Source organism: Streptomyces sp. NPDC055400 (assembly GCF_053644375.1).
Genome location: NZ_JBSHLM010000011.1, coordinates 273,672 through 297,788, shown reverse-complemented (window position 1 = coordinate 297,788; position 24,117 = coordinate 273,672). Strand labels below are relative to the sequence as shown.

General features: G+C 74.4%; 4 protein-coding genes. All 4 read left to right on the top strand.

What is annotated here, in order from left to right:
• Window positions 1-10 precede the first annotated feature (10 nt).
• Window positions 11-829, top strand: a complete 819-nt coding sequence (locus tag ACWIGU_RS28410; RefSeq protein ID WP_454404534.1) for a 4'-phosphopantetheinyl transferase family protein — start codon at window positions 11-13, stop codon at window positions 827-829.
• 129 nt (window positions 830-958) lie between these two features.
• On the top strand, window positions 959-1,660 hold the full coding sequence (locus ACWIGU_RS28405; RefSeq protein ID WP_454404533.1) for a response regulator transcription factor: 702 nt from the start codon (window positions 959-961) through the stop codon (window positions 1,658-1,660).
• 104 nt (window positions 1,661-1,764) lie between these two features.
• Entirely contained in the window at window positions 1,765-9,564 is a 7,800-nt protein-coding gene (locus ACWIGU_RS28400; RefSeq protein ID WP_454404532.1) for an amino acid adenylation domain-containing protein, read from the top strand.
• Complete coding sequence (locus tag ACWIGU_RS28395) at window positions 9,561-24,110, top strand: amino acid adenylation domain-containing protein (protein WP_454404531.1); 14,550 nt, start codon at window positions 9,561-9,563, stop codon at window positions 24,108-24,110. The genes ACWIGU_RS28400 and ACWIGU_RS28395 overlap by 4 nt, the downstream gene beginning before the upstream one ends.
• Window positions 24,111-24,117 lie beyond the last annotated feature (7 nt).

The following is a 24,117-nucleotide window of genomic DNA, read 5'->3' as shown; positions in this document are numbered from 1 at the left end:
GGGAGACACCATGGACCATCCGGGGATCGGCGCACCCATCCATGTCCTGCCCGGCGGGCCGTGGCGGAAGGTGCACGAGAATCTGACGGAGTACGGCAACGCGGTGGCGTTCACGACCTGGGGCGAATGGCTGCCCACCGCCCTCACCCACACCCGGCTGCGCCATCTGCTCGGCCGGGACTGGACGCGCTACCGCCGCATGACCGACCCGACGGTGCGCTACCGCTTCGTCGCCTCGCGGCTGCTGCTGAAGTACACGGCGGCCGCCGCGCTGCGCACGGAGGCGGAGTCGCTGGATCTGTCCTACCGGCTGGGCGGACGCCCGTATCTGCGCGGCTTCGACCAGATCGACGTGAGCCTCACGCACACCGGTGACCTGATGGCGGTCGGGCTCAGCAGGGACGGCCGGATCGGTGTCGACGCGGAGCCCGCCGACCGCCGCATGCGCTTCGACCTGCTGCAGGCCCAGATGTGCACGCCGACGGAGGCGGCGGAGCTGGCCCCGCTGCCGGAGGGCGAACAGACCGCGCAGACACTGAGGCTGTGGACGCTGAAGGAGGCCTACACCAAGGCGCTCGGCCAGGGGATGCGGCTGGGATTCACGGAGTTCGGGTTCGGTCTTGACACGGGCCGTCTCCTCGCCCCCGACGGCACCCTCGCCTCGCGCGACGAGTGGGCCTTCGCCACGCACCGGGCGCTCGGCCGCTATCTCCTCAGCACCGCCTGCCACGACGCGGGACTCGACGCGGCGCACGACACGTCGGCGCGCACCATGCTCGACCCGGGCTTCGCGGCGGCCATGACGGACCCCGTGCCGCAGGCCGGGTAGGGCCGGCGCGCGGCGTGCCCGGCTCCGGAAGCACTTGCCGGGCCCTTGAATCCGGCTGGAGACAGGGCGGTTGCGTGCCCCGCGCCGGATAGCGTGCTCGGCGTCCACGAGTGCGTGAGGGGGCGCGTCATGCCGGAAGCGGGAACCGACTTCGTACCGTCCGCCAGGCTGCGGGTGCTGCCGGGCGGTGCCGCGGCGTTCGCGCCCGGCGGGGTGCGGCTCTTCCTCGTGGGCGGCGACGCCCTCGCGCGGGCGGGGGTGAGGTCGCTGCTCGACAGCCATGACGACATCACGTTCGTCGGCGACGACGAACCGGGGCCCCGTGCCGTGGCGGCGCTGCGCGCGCACCGCCCCGATGTGCTCGTCCTGCACGGCCTGCAAGAACCCCGCGAGGTCGCCGCGGTCCTCGAGGACGTCGACCCGGCGCTGCCCGTCCTCACCGTCGGCGGCTGCGAACCCGACGCGCGCACCGTGTCCGCCCTGCACGGCCACCTGCCCGCCACCACGACGGCGCGGCAGCTCGCCGCCGCCGTGTCCCTGGCCGCGGCCGGCTATGCCCTGGCCCGTGGTCCGCTGCCGGCCGCGGCGGGCGCTCCCGCCCGCCCGCGGGGCACCACCTCCGTCTCCGACGTGCCGCCGGACGCGCTGACCGGCCGCGAGGGTCAGGTGCTCGACCTGGTCTCGCGGGGGCTGTCCAACACGGAGATAGCGCAGTCACTGACGCTGTCGGAGCACACGGTCAAGACCCATGTGCAGAACCTGCTGCACAAGCTCCACCTGCGCAACCGCGTCCACGTGGCGATCTACGCCTTCGAGGCCGGGCTGCGCTGACGCGCCCCGCATCAGGTCCGGGTCAGCGTGCCGTCAACCCGCCGCGTGAGGCTGAACCGGTACTGCGCCGACCAGCAGCGGACGGCCCGGACTTTGGGGGAAGAGTGTCTGTTCCCGTTCCTGACGGCACGCGTCTGCCACTGACGGCGGCCCAGCTCGGCATCTGGTTCGCCCAGGCCCGGGACCCGCACAGCCCCGTCTACAACACCGGCGAGTACGTCGAACTCACCGGCCCGCTCGACGCGGACCGCTTCGAGAGGGCGCTGCGCGACGTCATCGCCCGCACCGACGCACTGCGGCGGCGCTTCCACACCGAAGCCGACGGGACCGTCACACAGAGCGTCGACGCGGACCCCTCCTTCACCGTCCACCGGATCGACGTCAGCGCCTCGCCCGACCCGGCGGCCGCCGCCGACGCCTGGATGCGGGACGTCATCGCGCGCCCCCTCGACACCGCCGGCGGCGGGCCCCTGTTCACCCAGGCGCTGTTCACGCTGGGGGAGAGGTCCCACCGCTGGTTCAGCCACGTCCACCACCTGCTCATCGACGGCTACGGGTTCCGGCTCGTCGCCGAACGCGTCGCCCGCGCCTACACCGGTGCCGCCGCCGAACTCGACTGCTCCGCCGGCGAGTTGACCGACGCCGAGGCCGCGTGGCGCGACTCGCCCGCCCACGACCGGGACCGTGCACACTGGCTCGCCGCCCCGCGCCGCGCTCCCGTCACTCTCGCCGGGTCCACCGCGCCCGCCGCGCCGCACGCCCGGCGGCACACCGCCTTCCTGGGCCGTGACGTGCTGGCGGGTCTCACCGCCGTCGCCGCCGCAGCCGGGACCGGCTGGCCGGTCGTCGCGCCGGCCGCTGTCGCCGCGTACGTCCAGTGGCTGACAGGAGAGCCGGGCATCACCCTGGGAATGCCGGTCACCGCGCGCCTCACCGCCGCCGCCCGCCGCACCCCCGGCATGGTCGCCAATGTCCTCCCGCTGTACGTCGCACCGCGCCCCGCCGCCCCGCTCGCCGAGCTGGTCGCGGACGTCCGTGACGCACTCGTCCCCGTGCTGCGGCACCAGCGCTACCCGTACGAGGAGGCGCGCCGCGAGCTCGGTCTGGTCGGTGAGCGCGGCTACGGGCCCGTCGTCAACGTGATGCCCTATCAGCGGGCCCTGGACTTCGGCGAGGCGGCCGCCTCCGTGCACCCGGTGTCCACGGGACCCGTCGACGACCTGAAGTTCTCCGTGTACGAGGAGCCGGGCGGCACCGGGCTGCGCATCGATGTCGAGGCCAACCCGGACCTGTACGGCGAGGCGGAGACCGCCGCGCACCTGGAGCGCTTCACCCGCTTCCTGCGCGCCCTCGCCGCCGCGGACCCCGGCACGCCCCTGGCCCGTCTGCACGCCGGACAGACGCCGGCCGACGGCGCACCGCAGGAGGCGGCCGCCACCGGCACCCTGCACGCACTGTTCGCGGCCCGCGCCGCCGCCACCCCCGACGCGGTCGCCGTCAGCCACGAGGGCGACCACCTCACGTACGCCGAACTCGACGCCCGCGCCAACCGCCTGGCCCACCGCCTCGTCGCGGCCGGCGCCGGACCCGAGCGGCTCGTCGCCCTCAGCCTGCCACGCTCCCCCGACCTGGTCGTCGCGCTGCTCGCCGTCCTGAAGTCCGGCGCCGCCTACCTGCCGCTCGACCCCGACTACCCCGCGGACCGGCGCACCTGGATGCTCGAGGACGCGCGGCCCGTCCTCGTGCTCGACCCCGAGGCGATGCGCCAGGACCTGAGTGCCTACCCGGACACCGACCCGGGGATCCGGACGGACGCCTCGCACCCCGCGTACGTCATCTACACCTCCGGCTCGACCGGCCGGCCCAAGGGCGTCGTGATCCCGCACGCCAACGTGCTGCGGCTGTTCTGTGCCACCGGCCGCTGGTTCGACTTCGGCGCCGACGACGTGTGGACCCTGTTCCACTCCTACGCCTTCGACTTCTCCGTCTGGGAGATCTGGGGCGCGCTGCTGCACGGGGGCCGTCTCGTCGTCGTGCCGTACACGGTCAGCCGCTCGCCCGACCGCTTCCTCGACCTGCTCGCCCGCGAACGGGTCACCGTCCTCAGCCAGACCCCCACCGCCTTCCACCAGCTCGACACCGCCGACCGTGAACGCGGCGCCGACGCCCCCGGACTCGCCCTGCGCCACGTGGTGTTCGGCGGCGAGGCACTGGAGCCCGCGCGGCTGGCGAACTGGTACGCGCGGCGCGGCGCCGACGCGGCCCGGCTGGTCAACATGTACGGCATCACCGAGACGACCGTGCACGTCACCTGCGCCCCCCTCGGCCCGGAACACGCCGTGCCCGGCGCCCGGTCCTTCGTCGGCGGCCCCCTCACCGACCTGCGCACCCGCGTCCTCGACTCCGCGCTGCGCCCCGTTCCCGCCGGATTCACCGGCGAGTTGTACGTGGCCGGCCCCGGCCTCGCCCGCGGCTACCTGGGCCGCCCCGACCTCACCGCCGACCGTTTCGTCGCCGACCCCTACGGCCCGCCCGGCACCCGCATGTACCGCACCGGTGACCTGGTGCGGCTCCTGGACGACGGCACCTTCGACTATCTGGGCCGCGGCGACCACCAGGTGAAGATCCGCGGGTTCCGCATCGAACTCGGCGAGATCGAGTCCGCGCTCGTCGCGCACCCCGGTGTCGCCGAGGCCGCGGTCGTGGTCCGGGAGGACCGGCCGGGCGACAAGCGGCTCGCCGCCTACGCGGTGCCCGCCACCGGACACACCCCCGACCCCGCCGACTGGCGCCGCCTGCTCGCCGCGACGCTGCCCGCACACTGCGTGCCCGCCTCCTTCACCCCGCTCGACGCGCTGCCGCTGACCGCCAACGGCAAACTCGACCGGGCCGTGCTGCCCGCGCCCGCCGCGCCCGACGAGCCCCGCGAGGCCGCCGCGCCCGCCGCGGGACCCGAGGAGGAGGCACTGCGCGGGATCTTCGCCGACGTCCTCGGCGTCGGCGAGCGCGCCCGGGTCGGCGGCGACAGCGACTTCTTCACCCTCGGCGGCCACTCCCTGCTCGCCGGGCGGCTCATCGGCGCCGTGCGCGAGGCGCTCGGCGCCGAGATCACCATCCAGGACCTCTTCGAGGCGCCGACACCGGCCGGCCTCGCCGCGCGCGTGGCCGGGGCAGCCAGGGCCGCCCGGCCCCCGCTGCGCCCCGCGGCGCACGGTGACGAGCCCCCCATGTCGTACGCCCAGCACCGCATGTGGGTCCTGCGCGAGGTGGAGGGGGCCGCGCCCACCTACAACATGCCGATCGCCCTGCGGATCACGGGCGCCCTCAACCGGATCGCCCTGCGCGAAGCCCTGCACGACCTGGTCACCCGCCACGAGAGCCTGCGTACGGTCTACCCCCGCGGGGAGCGCGGCGCCGCCCCGCGGCTGCTGCCGCCCGAGGAGGCCAGGCCCTGGGTCATCGAGTCCCGGATCGAGCCCGACAGGCTCCCGGAGGAGCTCACCGCCGCGGCCCGCACCCCGTTCAACCTCGACTGCCAACTCCCCATCCGGGCCTACCTGTTCACGCTGCCCGACGGGGACAACGTACTGCTGCTGCTGATGCACCACGTGGCCGGCGACGGCTGGTCGCTGCGTCCCCTGCTCGGCGACCTGTCCACCGCGTACGCGTCCCGGCTCGCCGGGCACGCGCCCGACTTCCCGCCGCTGCCGGTCAGCTACGCCGACTTCGCCCTGTGGCAGCGCGACCTGCTCGGCGACGAGCGGGACCCGGGCAGCCTCGCCGGACGCCAGCTCGCCTACTGGGAGCGGACCCTGGCCGGAGCGCCCGACGAGCTGGCACTGCTCGCCGACCGGCCCCGCCCGCCGGTCGCCCGGCACCGCGGCGGCTCCGTCCCCCTCGACATCGCACCCGCCCTGCACGCCCGCATCGACGCGTTCGCCCGCACCCACGGATCCACCTGCCACATGGTGCTCCAGGCCACGCTGACCGCGCTGCTCAGCCGCCTGGGCGCGGGCACCGACATCTCCCTCGGCTGCCCCACCGCCTCACGCCCCGACAGCGCCCTCGACGCCCTCGTGGGCTTCTTCGTCAACCCCGTCGTGCTGCGCACCGACACCTCGGGCGACCCCTCCTTCACCGAACTGCTCGCCCGCGTCCGCACCGCCGCCCTGGCCGCGTACGCCCACCAGGACGTGCCCTTCGACCGCGTCGTGGAGCGGCTCCAGCCCGAACGCTCGGCCGCCCGCCATCCGCTGTTCCAAGTGGTCCTCTCCTACCAGGACTTCGAGGCCCCCGCCGAGCTGAAGGGCGTCGAGGTCCGGCGCGAGCCGGTCGACTTCGGCGTCGCCAAGTTCGACCTCACCTTCAACGTGGTCGAGCACCGCACCGGCGCGGGGGAGTTCGCGGGAATCGACGGCGATCTCGAGTACGACGCCGCGCTGTACGACCGGGCCACCGCGGAGACCGTCGTACGCCGCTTCCTCGCCCTGCTCGACGCGGCCGTCGCCGCCCCTGACACGCCCGTCGGCGCCCACGAGCTCCTCGACGCCACCGAGAGCGCCCTGCTCGCCCACTTCAACGACACCGCGAGGCCCGTCCCGGCCACCGGGCTCGCCGAGCAGTTCGCCGCGCAGGCCGCCCGCACCCCCGACGCCGTCGCCGTGGTCGGCGACGACGGCACCGAACTCACCTACGCCGAGCTCGACCTGAGGTCCGGGCGGCTCGCGCGGCGGCTCGCCGCGTCCGGCATCGGCCGCGAGTCGGCCGTCGCCGTCCTGCAGCAGCGCTCGGCCGACCTGGTCGTGTCCCTGCTCGCGGTGCTGCGCGCCGGCGGTTTCTACGTACCGCTCAACACCCGCTACCCGGCCTCCCGGATGAGCCTGATCACCGGCGACGTCGGCGCGCGCGTCCTGCTCACCGACCGTGTCACCGACGCCGAACACGCCTGCGCCTCCTGGGCGGGCGACGCCGAGGTACTCGTGGTCGACGCGCTCCCGGACGAGGGCGACGCGCTGCCCGTCGTCCCCGCCCACCCGCACCAGCTCGCCTACGTGATGTACACGTCGGGCTCCACCGGCAACCCCAAGGGCGTCGCCATCACGCACGGCGACGTCGGCGTCCTCGCCGCCGACCACTGCTGGCGCACCGGCAACCAGGAGCGCGTGCTGCTCCACTCCCCGTACTCCTTCGACACCTCCCAGTACGAGCTGTGGGTGCCCCTGCTGTCCGGCGGCGCCGTCGTCGTCGCGCCCCCCGGGGACCTGGACACCCGGACCCTGGAACGCGCGATCGTGGACGGCGAGGTCACCGGCATGTGGCTCACCTCCGGCCTGTTCAACCTGCTCGCCGAGGAGTCCCCGGGCTGCTTCACCGGCGTACGCGAGGTGTGGACCGGCGGCGACGTCGTCTCCCCGGCCGCCGTCAGCCGGGTGCTCGCGGCGTCCCCCACGACGATGGTCGTCGACGGCTACGGACCCACCGAGGCCACCACCTTCGCCACCCACCACTTCATGCGGGCCCCCTGGGAGCAGGAAAGCACCGTCCCCATCGGCACCCCCCTCGACAACACCACCTGCCACGTCCTCGACGACCTGCTGCGCCCCGTACCGCCCGGCGTGAGCGGCGAGCTGTACATCGGCGGCGCCCGGCTCGCCCGCGGCTACCTCAAGCGGCCCGACGCCACCTCGGAGCGGTTCGTCGCCGACCCGTTCACGGACGCGCCGGGCGCCCGCATGTACCGCACCGGCGACCTGGTGCGCCGCCGCCCCGACGGCATCCTGGAGTTCCTCGGCCGCGCCGACCACCAGGTCAAGGTGCGCGGCTTCCGGATCGAGCTCGGCGAGATCGAGTCCGTGCTCGGCGCCCACCCGCGCGTCGCCCAGTGCGCCGTCCTCGTCCGCGAGGACGGATCCGCCACCAGCAACACCAAGCGGCTCGTCGCCTACGTCGTCGCCGCGCCCGGCGCCGACGTCGACACCGCCGTGCTGCGCGCGCACGTCGCCGCGGCACTGCCCGACTACATGGTGCCCGCCGCGTTCGTGGGCCTGGACGCGCTGCCGCTCACCGCCAACGGCAAACTCGACCGGCGGGCCCTGCCCGCCCCCGACTTCGGCGCCGGCGAACCGGCCGGACGCGCCCCGCGAACCCCGCGCGAGGAACTGCTCGCGGTCCTGTTCGCCGAGGTGCTCGGCGCCGGCGGCGTCTCGATCGACGACAGCTTCTTCGACCGCGGCGGCGACAGCATCATGGTCATCCAGCTCGTCGGCAAGGCCCGGCGCGCAGGGCTCTCGCTGACCGCAACGCAGGTCTTCGAGCACAAGACGGTCGCCGCGCTCGCCGCCGTCGCCGAGACCCTCGCAGAGGAACCCGCCCCACCCGGGCAGGGAGCCCTCGCGTCGGCGGCGACGGGCGATGTCCCGCTCACCCCGATCATGCACTGGCTGCGCGAACGCGGCGGCCCCGTCGAGGCGTTCAGCCAGTCGATGGTGATCGCGGTCCCCGCGGAGCTCGACGAGGCCCGGCTCGTCGCCGCGCTGCGCACCCTCATCGACCACCACGACGTGCTGCGCGCGGTGTTCACACGCGACGGCGCCGACGGCGGCACCTGGTCGATGCGGATCGACGCCCCCGGCGGCGCACACGCCGAGGACTGGGTACGCCGCGTGGACGCCGCCGGACTCGACGACGCTGCGCTGCGCGCCCTGGTGGCCGAGGAAGCCGCGGCCGCCCGGGACCGCCTCGACCCGTTCGCCGGGCGCAACGGCCGGGCCGTCTGGCTGGACGCGGGCCCGGACCGGCCCGGCCGGCTCCTGCTGACCCTCCACCACCTGGTCGTCGACGGCGTCTCCTGGCGCATCCTGCTGCCCGACCTGAAGGCGGCCTGGGAGGCCACGGAGCCGGGCGTCACCGGGACCCTGCCGCCCGTCGGCACGCCCTTCCGTGCCTGGGCGCGCTACCTCGCCGAAGAGGCCGCGCGGCCCGAACGGACGGCCGAACTCGCCCTGTGGACAGGGACGCTGGCCGCAGGCTCCGTGCCCGTGACCGCGCAGCCGCTCGACCCCGGGCGGGACACCGCCGCCACCGCCCGCAGCCTGAGCATCGACCTGGACGGCGCGACCACCTCCGCGCTGCTCACCACCGTCACCGCCGCGTTCAACGGGCGCGTCGACGACGTCCTGCTCACCGCGTTCGCACTCGCCGTCGCCGACTGGCGCCGCCGCCGGGGCCTCGGTGACGCGGACGCCGTCCTCATCGACCTCGAAGGCCACGGCCGCGAGCCCGGCACCAGCGGCGCCGAACTCTCCCGCACCGTCGGCTGGTTCACCAGCATGTACCCCGTACGGCTGGCCCCCGGCGCCCTCGACCGCGCCGACGCCCTCGCGGGCGGCCCCGCCGCCGGGCAGGCCGTCAAGCGGATCAAGGAGCAGCTGCGCGAGATCCCCGACGGCGGCATCGGCCACGGCCTGCTCCGCCACCTCGACGCCCGCACCGGCCGCAGCCTCGCCGCGCTCGCCCCGCACGGCACACCCGACCTCGGGTTCAACTACCTGGGCCGGTTCCTCGGTGAGGAAGGCGGTCTGTGGACCGCCGCCCCCGACGCCGACGCGATCGGCGACGGCACCGACGCCGGTCTGCCCCTGGCGCACGCGGTCGAGGTCAACGCCCTCACCCGTGACGGGAGTTCGGGCCCCCGGCTGCAGGCCGTGTGGACCTGGGCGGGCCGGCTCCTCGACGAGGCCGCCGTGCGCGACCTCGGCGAGACCTGGTTCCGCGCCCTCAAGGCCCTCGTCACCCATGCCGAACGTCCCGACGCGGGCGGCATCACTCCCTCCGACCTGTCCCTGGTCTCGCTCAGCCAGGACCAGATCGACCAGCTCGAAGCCGCCTGGAAGGTAGCCCGATGACGCAGTCCGGACTCGCCGACGTCCTGCCCCTGTCCCCGCTCCAGGAAGGTCTCCTCTTCCAGGTCACCTACGGCGCCGAGGCCGAGGGCACGGACGTCTACACCGTCCAGATGGTCTTCGAGCTGCGCGGCCCGCTCGACGAGGACGACCTGTCGGCGGCCGCCCGCACCCTGCTGCGCCGCCACCCCAACCTGCGCGCGGGCTTCTGGCAGCAGAACGTCGAACGGCCCGTCCAGTTCGTGCCCCACGAGGTGCCGCTGCCCTGGCGGACCCGTGACCTCACCGGGCTGGGCGACGAGGAGCGCGAGCGCGCCGTCGCGCAGTACGTCGCCGAGGACCGCGCCGAGCGCTTCGACCCGGGCGCACCGCCGCTGATCCGCTTCGGGCTGCTCGCCCTCGGCCCCGAGCACCACAAGCTGGTCCTCACCACGCACCACCTGCTCCTCGACGGCTGGTCGATGCCGCTGCTCGTACGCGAACTGTTCACGCTGTACGGGCAGTGCGGCGATGACGCGGGCCTGCCGCCCGTCACCCCCTACCGCGCCTACCTGGGCTGGCTCGCCGGGCGCGACGACGACGCGGCGCGCGCCGCGTGGCGCGCCGCCTTCGCGGGCCTCGAGGGTCCGAGCCTGGTCGCGGGCGCCGGAGCCGGCCGGGGCGCGGCCGGCGGGTCCGCCCTGCCCGGCCAGATCTGGCACGAGATCGACGCCGCGACCACCACGCGGCTCACGGCGCTCGCCCGCTCCCGCAACATCACCCCCAACACGCTGGTGCAGGGGGCCTGGGCGCTGCTGCTCGGCCGTGAACTGGGCCGCGACGACGTCGTGTTCGGCGCGACCGTCGCTCACCGCCCGCCGGAGATACCCGGCATCGAGTCGACGATCGGCATGTTCATCAACACCCTGCCGGTCCGCGTCCGCCTCCGCCCGTCCGAGACCCTCGGCGAGCTCCTCGGCCGCGTCCAGCAGGAGCAGGCCGCTCTGATCGAGCACCGGCACCTGTCCCTCACCGAGGTACAGGCGGCGGCCGGCACCGGTGAACTCTTCGACACCGTCGTGGTGTTCGAGAACTATCCCCTCGACCCGGCCGTCCTGCGCGCCGAGTCCCGGGGTCTGCGCCTCGCGGGCTTCGAGGTCGGCGACGCCACCCACTACCCGCTGAGCCTGCTCGCCATCCCCGGCGACACCATCCGCTTCCGCCTCGATCACCGGGGCGACGTGGTGGACGAGGCGGGCGCGCGCAGGCTGCTCGGGCGGCTCGACGCGCTGCTGTCCGACATCGCCGAGCACGGCGCCGACCTGCACGTGGGCCGCTTCGACCTGCTGTCCGGAGACGAACGCCGCCTGGTCGTCGAGGAGTTCAACGCGAGCGGTGCCGCGGCACCCGAGCGCACCCTGACGGCACTGTTCGAGGAGCAGGCCGCCCGCACCCCCGGCCTCACCGCCCTGGTCGTGGGCGACGAGTCGCTGACGTACGCCGAGCTGAACGCGCGCGCCAACCGGATGGCGCGCCGCCTCGTCGAGCAGGGCGCGGGCCCCGAGCAGACCGTCGCGCTGCGGCTGCCGCGCTCCCTCGACCTGTACGTGGCGCTGCTCGCCGTCCTCAAGACCGGCGCCGCATACCTCCCGGTGGACGTCGCCTACCCGGCCGAGCGCATCGCCTTCATGATGGACGACGCCCGGCCCGCCGTGGTCCTCACCGGCGAGGAGAGCGGCCAGGACCTGCTCGCCTACGCGGACACGGACCTCACCGACGCCGAACGGATCACGCCGCTGCTGCCGCACCACCCGGCGTACGTCATCTACACCTCCGGCTCCACGGGCACCCCCAAGGCCGTCGTCATGCCGGGCAGCGCCCTGGTCAACCTGCTCACCTGGCACCAGCGGGAGATACCCGGCGAAGAGGGCACCGTCGTCGCGCAGTTCACCACCATCGGCTTCGACGTGGCTGCCCAGGAGATCCTCGCCACGCTGCTGCACGGCAAGACGCTCGCCGTCCCGGCCGAGGACGTGCGGCGCAGCGCGGAGCAGTTCACCGCGTGGCTCGACGAGCACGACGTCGCCGAGCTGTACGCGCCCAGCCTCGTCATCGAGGCCGTCGCCGAGGCCGCCGCCGAAGCGGGCCGCACCCTGCCCGCCCTGCGCCACATCGCCCAGGCGGGCGAGGCCCTGGCGCTCGGCCCCGCCGTGCGCGACTTCGCCGCCGCCGTGCCGGGGCGGCGGCTGCACAACCACTACGGGCCCGCCGAGACCCATGTGATGACCGGCACCGCCCTGCCCGAGGACCCGGCGGCCTGGACCGAGCCCGCCCCGATCGGCCGCCCGGTCCCGGGGGCCCGCGTCTATGTCCTCGACAGCGCGCTGCGCCCGGTGGCGCCCGGCGCCGTCGGCGAGCTGTACCTGGCAGGCGCGGGCGTCTCGCGGGGCTATCTGAACCGGCCCGTGCTGACCGCCGAGCGGTTCGTCGCCGACCCGTACGGCGCCGAAGGCACCCGTATGTACCGCACCGGTGACCTCGGCCGCTGGAACGCGGACGGACAGCTGGAGTTCGCGGGCCGCGCCGATCACCAGGTCAAGATCCGCGGCTTTCGCATCGAGCCCGGCGAGATCGAGTCCGCGCTCACCGCGCTCCCGGCCGTCGCCCGCGCCGCGGTACTCGCCCGCGAGGAAGGCGGCGCCGGAAGCAGTGACAAGCGTCTGGTCGCCTACGTCGTTCCGGCGAACGGCCCCGGCAGCCTCCTCGACGCGACGGCCCTGCGCACCGAACTCGCCCGCTCACTGCCGGAGTTCATGGTGCCCGCCGCGATCGTCACGCTGCCCGAGCTGCCGCTCACCCCCAACGGCAAGCTCGACCGGGCCGCACTGCCCGCACCCCAGGTGACCACGGTCCGGCGCGGGCCGCGCTCGCCCCGCGAGGAGATCCTGTGCACCCTCTTCGCGGCCGTGCTCAAGATCCCGCAGGTCGGTATCGACGACAACTTCTTCGACCTGGGCGGGCACTCGCTGCTCGCCACCCGGCTGATCAGCCGCATCCGCACCGTCCTCGGCACCGAGGTCTCCCTGCGCGACCTGTTCGACGCGCCGACCGTCGCGGGCCTGGGCGGGCGTCTCGACCAGGCGTCGGGGGCCCGGCCCGCCCTGGCCCCGGCGGAGCGCCCCGAGCGGCTGCCGCTGTCGCACGCCCAGCGCCGGCTGTGGTTCCTGGGCCGCCTCGACGGCCCCAACAGCACCTACAACATCCCGCTGACGCTGCGGCTGCGCGGCGACGTGGACCGGGCCGCGCTGCGCGCCGCCCTCGCCGACCTGACCACCCGCCACGAGACACTGCGCACCGTCTACCCGAGCCACGAGGGCGAGCCCTACCAGCACATCCTGCCGCCCAATGAGGCCGCCCCCGCCCTGGACGTCGTACCCGCCGAGGAGGCCACACTCGCCGAGCGGCTCTCCGGGGCCGCCGCGCAGCCCTATGACCTCACCCGCGAACTCCCCCTGCGCGCCACGCTGTTCGAGCTCGGTGAGCGCGAGCACGTGCTGTTCCTGCTGCTGCATCACATCGCGGGCGACGGCTGGTCCCTGGCCCCGCTCGCCCGTGACCTCGGCCGCGCCTACGCCGCGCGGTGTGCCGGGCGCGCCCCCGACTTCGCGCCGCTGCCGGTCCAGTACGCCGACTACACGCTGTGGCAGCGCGAACTGCTCGGTGACGCGGACGACGACGGGTCGCTGCACGGTGCTCAACTGGCCCACTGGCGCGAGGCGCTGAAGGGAGCTCCCGCACATCTGGAGCTGCCCACCGACCACGCGAGGCCCGTCGTCGCGAGCCACCGGGGCGAGACCGTGCCGTTCCGCATCGCCGCCGGGCTCCACGAGAAGCTGACCGCGCTCGCCAAGGCCTCGGACAGCAGCCTGTTCATGGTGCTGCAGGCCGCGTTCGCCGCGCTGCTCACCCGGCACGGCGCGGGCACCGACATCCCCGTCGGCAGCCCCATCGCGGGCCGTACCGACGACGCGCTCGACGATCTCGTCGGCTTCTTCGTCAACACGCTCGTCCTGCGCACCGACACCTCCGGCGACCCGTCGTTCGCCGAACTGGTCAAACGTGTGCGGCAGTTCGACCTCGCCGCGTACACGCACCAGGACCTGCCGTTCGAGAAGCTCGTCGAGGAGGTCAACCCGGAGCGCACCCTCGCGCGCAACCCGCTCTTCCAGGTCGTCCTCGCCCTGCAGTCCATGCCCGCCGCCGATCTCGCCCTGCCCGGCCTGGAGGTCGCCGCCGAGCCCGTCCGCGTCGGCTTCGCCAAGTTCGACCTCGGCCTCGCCGTCGTCGAGGAGCACACCGCCGACGGCGTCCGCGCCGGCATCCGCGGCGACTGGGAGTTCAGCACCGAACTCTTCGAGCGCGCCACCGTGGAGGCCCTCGGCGAGCGGCTGGTGCGCTTCCTCGACGCCGTCGCCGACGACCCGCAGCGCACCATCGGCTCCGTCGACCTGCTCGGCCCCGCCGAGCGCCACCACGTGCTCGTCGACTTCAACCTCCCCGCCGACGCGCCCGACAGGACGGAGACCACCCTCACCGCGCTCTTCGAGGAACAGGCCGCCCGCACCCCCGACGCCACCGCGCTGGTCATGGGGGCCCGGTCGCTCACGTACGGGCAGGCCGACGCCCGCGCCAACCGGCTCGCCCGCCACCTCGTCGCACAGGGCGCGGGGCCGGAGCGCATCGTCGCCCTCCAGATGCCCCGCTCCCTCGACCTGTTCACCGCAGTGCTCGCCGTGTGGAAGTCCGGCGCCGCCTATCTCCCCATGGACCCGGACTACCCGGCCGACCGCATCGCGCACATGCGCGCCGACGCCCGCCCGGCGCTGGTCCTCGAATCGCTCCCGCAGGACCTGACCGAGTACCCGGACACGGCCCTCACCGATGCCGACCGCCTCACCCCGCTGCTGCCCCAGCACCCGGCGTACGTCATCTACACCTCCGGCTCCACCGGCCTGCCCAAGGGCGTCGTGGTGCCGCACCGCGCCGCCGCGGCGACGCTCCCCGCGCAGGCCGCCGCCTTCGGTCTCGGCCCGCACAGCCGCGTTCTCAACTTCGCCTCGATCAGCTTCGACGCGGCCCTGTGGGAGCTCACCTGCGCCCTGCTCACCGGGGCCGGTCTGGTCGTCGCCACGCCGGACGAGCTCCTGCCGGGGCCCGGCCTCGCCACGCTCGTACGCGAGCAGGGCGTCACGCTGATCGCCCTCCCGCCGAGCGCTCTTCCCGCCCTGCCCGACGGCGCGCTGCCGCCCGGCACGGACCTGATCGTCGCGGGCGACACCACGGCCGCCGACCAGAGCGAGCGGTTCGCCCCCGGCCGCCGCATGGTCAACGCGTACGGGCTCACCGAGACGACCGTGTGCGCCACCATGAGCGCACCGCTGGCCGGGTCCGTCGTCCCGCCGATCGGCCGGCCCGTCGACGGCGCGCGCGTGTATGTCCTCGACGAGCGGCTGCGGCCCGTGCCGCCCGGCGTCACCGGCGAGATGTACGTCGCCGGTGCCGGCCTCGCCCGCGGCTATCTGGGCCGCCGGGAACTGACCGCCGAACGGTTCGTCCCCGACCCGTACGCGCTCCTGTTCGGTGAGACCGGCGCCCGCATGTACCGCACCGGCGACCTCGCGCGGCTGCGGACCGACGGGCAGCTCGAGTTCGCCGGCCGCGCCGACCAGCAGCTCAAGATCCGCGGCTTCCGCATCGAGCCCGGCGAGGTCGAGGCGGCGCTCACCGCGCACCCGTCCGTCGCCACGGCCGCCGTCGTCGCCCGCGAGGACGGCCCCGCCGAAAGCGGCGACAAGCGGCTCGTCGCCTACCTGGTGCGCGACACCCAGGGCGGCACCGAGGACGAGGCGCGCGGCACCGAGCAGGTCGGCATGTGGCAGGAGACGTACGAGCAGCTCTACGAGGCCGAGCCCGGCCGCGCGTTCGGCGAGGACTTCTCCGGCTGGAACAGCAGCTACACCGGCGAGGAGATCCCCCTGGACGAGATGCGGGAGTGGCGTGCCGCGACCGTCGACCGGGTCCTCGCGCTGCGCCCGCGCCGCGTCCTGGAGATCGGCTGCGGCACCGGCCTGATCCTCTCGCAGGTGGCCCCGCACGTGGAGGAGTACTGGGGCACGGACCTGTCGACGAGCGTCGTCGCCCAGCTGCGGACCCACCTGGACGCCCGGCCCGAACTGTCCGCGAAGGTCACCGTCCGCGCCCGGGCCGCGCACGAGACGGAGGGGCTGCCCGAGGGCCGGTTCGACACCGTCGTCGTCAACTCGGTGGTCCAGTACTTCCCGAACGCCGGCTACCTCGCCGACGTCCTTGGCGCGGCCGCGCGACTGCTCGCCCCGGGCGGCACCGTCTTCCTCGGCGACATCCGTAATCTGCGGACCCTGCGCACCTTCCGCACGGCCGTCGAACTGCGCCGCGCGGGCGCCTTCGCCGACCCGTCGGCGGTGCGCCGCGCCGTCGAGCAGTCCCTGGTCACCGAGAAGGAACTCCTCCTCGACCCGGACTTCTTCACGGACCTCGCCGCGCGGGAGCCGCTGCTCGCCTCGGCGGACGTCACCCTGCGCGACGCCGCCCACCACAACGAGATGAGCCGCCACCGCTACGACGTCACCCTGTGCCGCCCCGCCGGGCCCACGGCAGCCACGGCGCCGGAGCGGACCCTGCGCTGGAACGCCGACGTGAGCACCCTCGAGGGCCTCGCCGAGGCACTGCGCGAGCGCCCCGTGCGCGTCACCGGCATCCCCAACGCCCGGCTCGTGCGCGAAGGCGCGGCGCTCGCCGCGCTCACCGGCGGCGGGGCCGCCGAGGCCGCCGGCCTCCTCGACGGACCGGTGCCCGACGGGGCCCTCGACCCCGACGCGGTGCGCGGCCTCGGCGCCGTGTGCACCTGGGGCGCGCAGGACGACACCTTCGACGTGTACGCGGGCGACGGCCCCGCCTACACCCCGCGCGGCGGCGACCGCCCGCTCGCCAACGATCCCGCCCGCGGCCACGAGGACTCCCGCCTCACCGGCGAACTGCGCGACCTCGTCGCCGAGCGGCTGCCCGCCCACATGGCCCCCGCCGCCTACGTGCTGCTCGACGCGCTGCCGCTGACGGCCAACGGCAAGCTCGACCGGGACGCGCTGCCCGCCCCGGACTGGGGCACCGAAGCCACCGGGCAGGCCCCGCGCACCCGCCGCGAGGAGATCCTGTCCACCCTGTTCGCCGAGGTGCTCGCGCTGCCCAAGGTGGGCATCGACCGCAGCTTCTTCGACCTGGGCGGCCACTCGCTCCTCGCGACGCGGCTGCTCAGCCGCATCCGCACCGTCCTCGGCGCCGAACTCGCCGTCCGCGACCTGTTCCAGGCGCCGACCGTCGCCGCGCTCGCCGAACGCGTCGACGGCGCGCACGCCGCGCGCCCGGCCCTGACCGTACGCACCCGTCCCGACGAGATGCCGCTGTCCTTCGCGCAGTACCGGCTCTGGTTCCTGCACCGCATGGAAGGCCCGAGCGCCACCTACAACATCCCGATGAGCCTGCGGCTCACCGGCGACCTCGACCAGGGCGCCCTGCGCGCCGCCCTCACCGACCTGATGCGGCGTCACGAGACGCTGCGCACCGTCTATCCGGAGCGCGGCGGCGTCCCCCGCCAGCAGGTCCTGGACGCCGAGCGGCCCTCCTTCGAGACCGTGTCCACCACCGCCGAGCGCCTCGGCGCGGAGCTCACGGCGGCAGCCCGCCGCGGCTTCGACCTCGCCGGTGAACTCCCGCTGCGCGCCACCCTGTTCCGGCTCGGCGAGCAGGAGCACGTCCTGCTGCTGCTCATGCACCACATCGCGGGAGACGGCTGGTCCTGGCCGCCGCTCGCCCGCGACCTGACCGAGGCCTACGCCGCGCGCCGCGCCGGCCGCGCCCCCGAGTTCGCGCCGCTGCCGGTCCAGTACGCCGACTACACGCTGTGGCAGCGCGAACTGCTCGGTGACGAGCACGACCCCGACAGCCGCTACGCACACCAGCTCGCCTACTGGACCGACCGGCTCGAGGGCATCGCCGAGGAACTGGAGCTGCCCACCGACCGGCCCCGGCCCGCCGTCGCCACCCACCGCGGTGACACCGTGCCGTTCCGGATCACACCCGAACTGCACCAGCGCCTGGCCGCGCTCGCCGGCACCAGCCGCGCGAGCCTGTTCATGGTGCTGCAGGCCGCGTTCGCGGCGCTGCTCACCCGGCACGGCGCGGGCACCGACATCCCCGTAGGCAGCCCCATCGCGGGCCGCACCGACGACGCGCTCGACGATCTCGTCGGCTTCTTCGTCAACACGCTCGTCCTGCGCACCGACACCTCCGGCGACCCCACCTTCCGCCAGCTCCTGGACCGCGTACGGGAGTCCGACCTCGCCGCGTACGCCAACCAGGACGTGCCGTTCGAGAAGCTCGTGGAGCGGCTGCGCCCGCAGCGCTCCCTCGCCCGCCACCCCCTGTTCCAGGTCATGCTGGCCTTCCAGAACAGCGGCGAGGCCCGCCTCGCGCTGCCCGGCCTCGAGGCCGAGGCACTGCCGGTCGGCGTCGGCGTCGCCAAGTTCGACCTGCACCTGAGCATGGTCGAACTGCGCGCGGGGGACGGCGGTCCCGGCGGCATCCAGGCCGCCCTGGAATACAGCACGGACCTGTTCGAGCGGGCCACCGCCGAGGCGCTCGTCACCCGGCTCGAACGCCTCCTCGACGCCGTCGCCGACGACCCCGACACCACCATCGGCAGCGTCGAACTGCTGCACCCCGCCGAACGCCGCCGGGTCCTGGACGAGTGGAACAACACCGATGGAACGGAGAGCGACACCGATGCGCGCGTACCCCACCTTCTCGAACGCCAAGTGGCGCGTACGCCGGATGCTCTGGCACTGGTGCACGGCACTGAGTCGCTGACGTACGCCCAGTTCAACGCCCGGGCCAACCGGCTGGCACGCCGCCTCGTGGAGCTGGGCGCCGGGCCCGAGCGGATCGTCGCGCTGCGGATGCCGCGCTGCCCGGACCTGTACGTGGCGATGGCCGCCGTCCTCAAGACCGGCGCGGCGTACCTGCCCGTCGACGTGTCCTACCCCGCCGAACGCATCGCCTTCATGATCGACGACGCCCGTCCCGCGATCGTGCTCGACTCGGTGCCGCAGGACCTGTCCGCCTACCCGGACACGGACCTCACCGACGCCGAACGGACCACCCCGCTGCTGCCCCAGCACCCGGCGTACGTCATCTACACCTCCGGCTCCACCGGCACCCCCAAGGCCGTCGTCATGCCGGGCAGCGCCCTGGTCAACCTGCTGACCTGGCACGCCCGCCGCTTCCCCGGCGGGCAGGGCGTGCGCACCGCCCAGTTCACCGCGATCGGCTTCGACTTCTCCGTCCAGGAGATCCTCTCCCCGCTCGTCATGGGCAAGACGCTCCTCGTGCCGTCCGACGAGGTCCGCCACAGCGCCGAGCTGCTCGCCGGCTGGCTCGACGAGCACCACGTGTCCGAGCTGTTCGCGCCGAACCTGGTCGTCGAGGCGGTCGCCGAGGCCGCTGCCGAAGCGGGCCGCACCCTGCCCCACCTCACGGACATCCTCCAGGGCGGCGAGGCGCTCACCCCGAGCGAGCGGATGCGTGACTTCGCGTACGCGGTTCCGCGGCGGCGCCTGCACAACGTGTACGGCCCCGCCGAGACCCACGCCGTCACCACCCACACCCTGCCCGCCGACCCCGCCCACTGGCCGCAGTCCGTACCGATCGGACGCCCCGTCGACCACGACCGGGTGTACGTCCTCGACAGCGCGCTGCGCCCCGTGCCGCCGGGCGTCACCGGCGAGCTGTACCTCGCCGGCGCGGGCGTCGCCCGTGGCTATCTGGGACAGCCCGCCCTGACCGCCGCCCGCTTCGTCGCCGACCCGTACGGCGCCGAAGGCACCCGTATGTACCGCACCGGTGACCTCGGCCGCTGGAACGCGGACGGACAGCTGGAGTTCGCGGGGCGTATCGACCACCAGGTCAAGATCCGCGGCTTCCGCGTCGAGCCCGGTGAGGTCGAGGCGGCGCTCACCGCGCACCCGCACATCGTCCAGGCAGCGGCCCTGCCGCACGGCGACCGGCTCGTGGCCTACGTCGTCACCCGCGAGGGCGCCGATGTCGGCGGCGTACGGGCCCACCTGGCCGCACGGCTCCCGGACTTCATGGTCCCCTCCGCGTACACCGTCCTCGACGCGCTGCCGCTCACCCCGAACGGCAAGCTCGACCGGGCCGCGCTGCCGGCGCCGGACGCCCCCGACGCGGCGGGCCGCGCCCCGCGCAGCCCGCGCGAGGAGATCCTTTGCGGCCTGTTCGCCGAAGTCCTCGGCACCGGGCGGATCTCCGTCGACGACAACTTCTTCGACCTCGGGGGGCACTCGCTCCTCGCGACCCGGCTGCTCAGCCGCATCCGGACGGTCCTGGGCGCCGAGGTCTCGCTGCGCGACCTGTTCGAGGGCCCCACCGTGGCCCTGCTCGGTGAGGCCGTCGACGCCGCCGGGCGCGGCAGCCGCCCCGCACTGCGCCCCAGGCAACGGCCGGCCGAGCTGCCGCTCTCGCCCGCCCAGCGCCGCCTGTGGTTCCTCGGCCGCCTCACCGGCGACGACCCCGGCTACAACATGCCCGTGGGCCTGCGCCTGACCGGAACCCTCGACGCCGAGGCGCTCACCGCGGCCCTCGCCGACGTGAGCGCCCGGCACGAGACGCTGCGCACCGTCTTCCCCGAGGGCCGGGACGGCAGCCCCCGCCAGCACATCCTCGCCCCGGCCGACGCACGCCCCGCCCTGCACCGGCGCGACACCACCGAGGACGACCTGGCCGCCGACCTGGCCGCGGCGGCACGGCACTCCTTCGACCTCACGTCCGACCTCCCGCTCAAGGCGGTCCTGTTCCGCCTCGACGAGCAGGAGCACGTCCTGCTGCTCCTGCTGCACCACATCGCGGGTGACGGCTGGTCCCTCGCCCCGCTCACCCGCGACCTGGTCACCGCCTACGAGGCCCGCACAAAGGGCCGCGCCCCCGAGTTCGCGCCGCTGCCGGTCCAGTACGCCGACTACACGCTGTGGCAGCGCGAGGTGCTCGGCGACGCGTCCGACCCGGCGAGCACGATCGCCCGGCAGAGCGCGTACTGGAAGGAGGCCCTGGCCGGGCTGCCCGACGAACTGCAACTTCCCGCCGCGCGGCCCCGCCCGGCCGTTCCCGCGCACCGCGGCGAGGCGGTCTTCCGTACCCTCGACGCCGGTCTGCACCGGCAGCTCCTCGCGCTCGCCCGCTCCAGCGGCGGCAGCCTGTTCATGGTGCTGCAGGCCGCGCTGTCCGCGGTCCTGACCCGGCACGGCGCGGGCACCGACATCCCGCTCGGCAGCCCCGTCGCGGGCCGTACCGACGACGCGCTCGACGATCTCGTCGGCTTCTTCGTCAACACGCTCGTCCTGCGCACCGACACCTCCGGCGACCCCACCTTCCGTCAGCTCCTGGACCGGGTACGGGAGTCCGACCTGGCCGCCTACGCCAACCAGGACGTGCCGTTCGACAAACTCGTCGAGGAGCTGAGTCCCGGGCGCTCCCTGGCACGCCACCCGCTCTTCCAGGTGCTGCTCGCCCTCCAGAACACTCCCGAGGCCGTTCTCGAACTGCCCGGGCTCACCGCACGGCCCGAGGTCGTCGCTCTCGGCGCCGCCAAGTTCGACCTGACGTTCAACCTGGCAGAACGGCACGGCGCGAGCGGTGAACCCCTCGGGATCGACGCCGTCCTCGAATACAGCACCGACCTGTTCGACGCGGCCACCGCGCAGGCCCTCACGGACCGCCTCGTGGCCTTCCTGCGGTACGTCGCCGCCGACCCCGACGCCACCGTCACCGACGTGCCGATCCTGGGCGCCGGCGAGCGGAACCTGGTGCTGACCGGCTGGAACGACACGGCGCACCGCCCCGGCCGGGCGGCCGCCGACGCCTCGCTCCCGCAGCGCGTCGCCGAACGCGCCGCCCGCACCCCGCACGCGATCGCCGTCACCGGACCCGGCGCCACCCCGCTCACCTACGCCCAACTCGACGCACAGTCCAACCAGTTGGCGCACCGCCTCATCGCCGAGGGCGTCAGGGCCGAGACACCGGTCGCCGTCCTCCAGGAACGCTCCGCGCACCTCGTCGTCAGCACGCTCGCCGTCCTCAAGGCGGGCGGCGTGTACGTGCCGCTGCACACCGGCTATCCCGAGGACCGGATGCGTCACGTCCTCACGGACACCGGCGCGGCGCTGCTGCTCACCGACGCCTTCCACGAGGAGACCGCCGCCCGCCTGGGCACCCGGACCCTCGCCGTGGACGACGGGCCGCTCACGGGGGAGCCGACCACGGTCCCCGAAGTCACCGTGCTGCCGGACCAGTTGGCGTACATCATGTACACCTCCGGCTCCACCGGCCTGCCCAAGGGCATCGGCATCACCCACCGCGACGCCCTCGCGCTCGCCGTGGACCGCTGCTGGGAGACCACCGCCGCGTCGCGGGTCCTCATGCACTCCCCGTACGCCTTCGACATCTCCACCTACGAGCTGTGGAGTCCGCTGATCGCGGGCGGCCGCATCGTCGTCGCCCCCCGCGGGGACGTCGACGCCACCATGCTGCGCCGCGTCCTGCCCGGACAGGGCGTCACCTCGCTGCTGCTGACCGCAGGCCTGCTCGGCGCCGTCGCCGACGAGGCCCCCGAGGTCTTCGCGGGCGTCAAGGACGTGTGGACCGGCGGCGACGTGGTCCCTCCCACCGCCGTCCGCCGGGTCCTCCAGGCCTGCCCCGGCACCACGGTCAAGGCCCTGTACGGGCCTACCGAGATCACCCTCGGCTGCACCTGGCACCGGTTCACCGAGGCCGGGCAGGTGCCCGCCGCCGTGCCGATCGGCCGCCCCCTGGACGAGACCCGCGCCTACGTCCTCGACGAGAAGCTGCGGCCGGTACCGCCCGGCGTCCCCGGCGAGCTCTACATCGCGGGCGCCGGCCTCGCCCGCGGCTACCTGGCCCAGACGGCCCGTACCGCCGAGCGCTTCACGGCCGACCCCTACGCGGAGCTCTTCGACGACGCGGGCGGCCGGATGTACCGCACCGGCGACATCGCCCGGCGCAATGCCGACGGGGCCCTGGAGTTCCTCGGGCGCGCCGACCAGCAGGTGAAGGTCCGCGGCTTCCGCATCGAACCCGGCGAGATCGAAACCGCGCTCGCCGCCCACCCGGGCGTCACCCGTGCCGTCGTCGTCGCCCGCCCGCGCGGCGCGGACAAGGTGCTGGTCGCCTACGTCGTCGGCCAGGACGTCCGCCCCGGGGAACTGCGCGCCGAACTGGAGCAGTTGCTGCCCGACTACATGGTCCCGGCCGCGTTCGTGCCGATGACCGCCCTGCCGGTGACCCCCAACGGCAAGCTCGACCGAGCGGCGCTGCCGGAGCCCGAGTGGGGCGGCAGCGCCGGACGACTGCCGCGCGGGCCGCGCGAGGAACTGCTGTGCGGCCTGTTCGCGGAGGTCCTCGACGCCGAGCGGGTCGGCATCGACGACAACTTCTTCGAACTCGGCGGGCACTCCATGCTGGCCACCCGGCTCGTCGGCCGCATCAGGGCCCAGCTCGGCACCGAGGTCGGCGTCCGCACCCTCTTCGAGGCGCCCACCGTCGCCGCGCTCGCCGCCCGCATCGACGGCGGCTCACCGGCCCCGCACGACCCGTTCGGCGTGGTGCTCCCGCTGCGCGCCACGGGCAGTGGCACCCCGCTGTTCTGTGTCCACCCGGCCGGCGGCTTCGGCTGGATCTACTCCGGGCTCCTGCGGCACATCGACCGTGACCAGCCCCTGTACGCGCTCCAGGCGCGCGGCCTGAGCCACGAGGAGCCGCTGCCCGCCGACATCGACGCCATGGCCCGCGACTACGCGGAGCAGATCCGCAAGACGGTGCCCGAGGGCCCGTACGAGATCCTCGGCTGGTCCTTCGGCGGCCTGGTCGCCCACGCCGTCGCCACCCGGCTCCAGGCGGAGGGCGCCGAAGTGACGCTGCTCGCCGTCCTCGACGGCTATCCCGACGCCTACGACGGCACCGAGCACGAGGTCGGCGAGGAACAGGTCCTCGCGATCCTGCTCAACGCCGCCGGCATCGACCGCGCCGAGACCTTCGGCGACGCGCCCCTGGAGCGGGCCGCCGTCCTGGAGCGCCTCGGCGAGAGCGGCAGCGCACTGGCCAACCTCGACGACGCGTCCGTGGGCCGCATGGTCACGGTCTTCCTCAACAACACGCGGCTCATCACGGACTTCCGTCCGCAGCCGTTCGCCGGCGACCTCGTCTTCTTCGGGGCCACCGTCGGACGCACCGACCCGGCGCTCACCCCGGACAGCTGGCGGCCCTACGTCACAGGCCGGGTCGAGGAGCACCACCTGGACACCGACCACGCCGGTCTTGCCCGGCCCGAGGCCCTGGGCGTGATCGCCCGCACCCTGGCGGACCGCGGCGCCACGCGGGCCGGCAACTGAACGATCG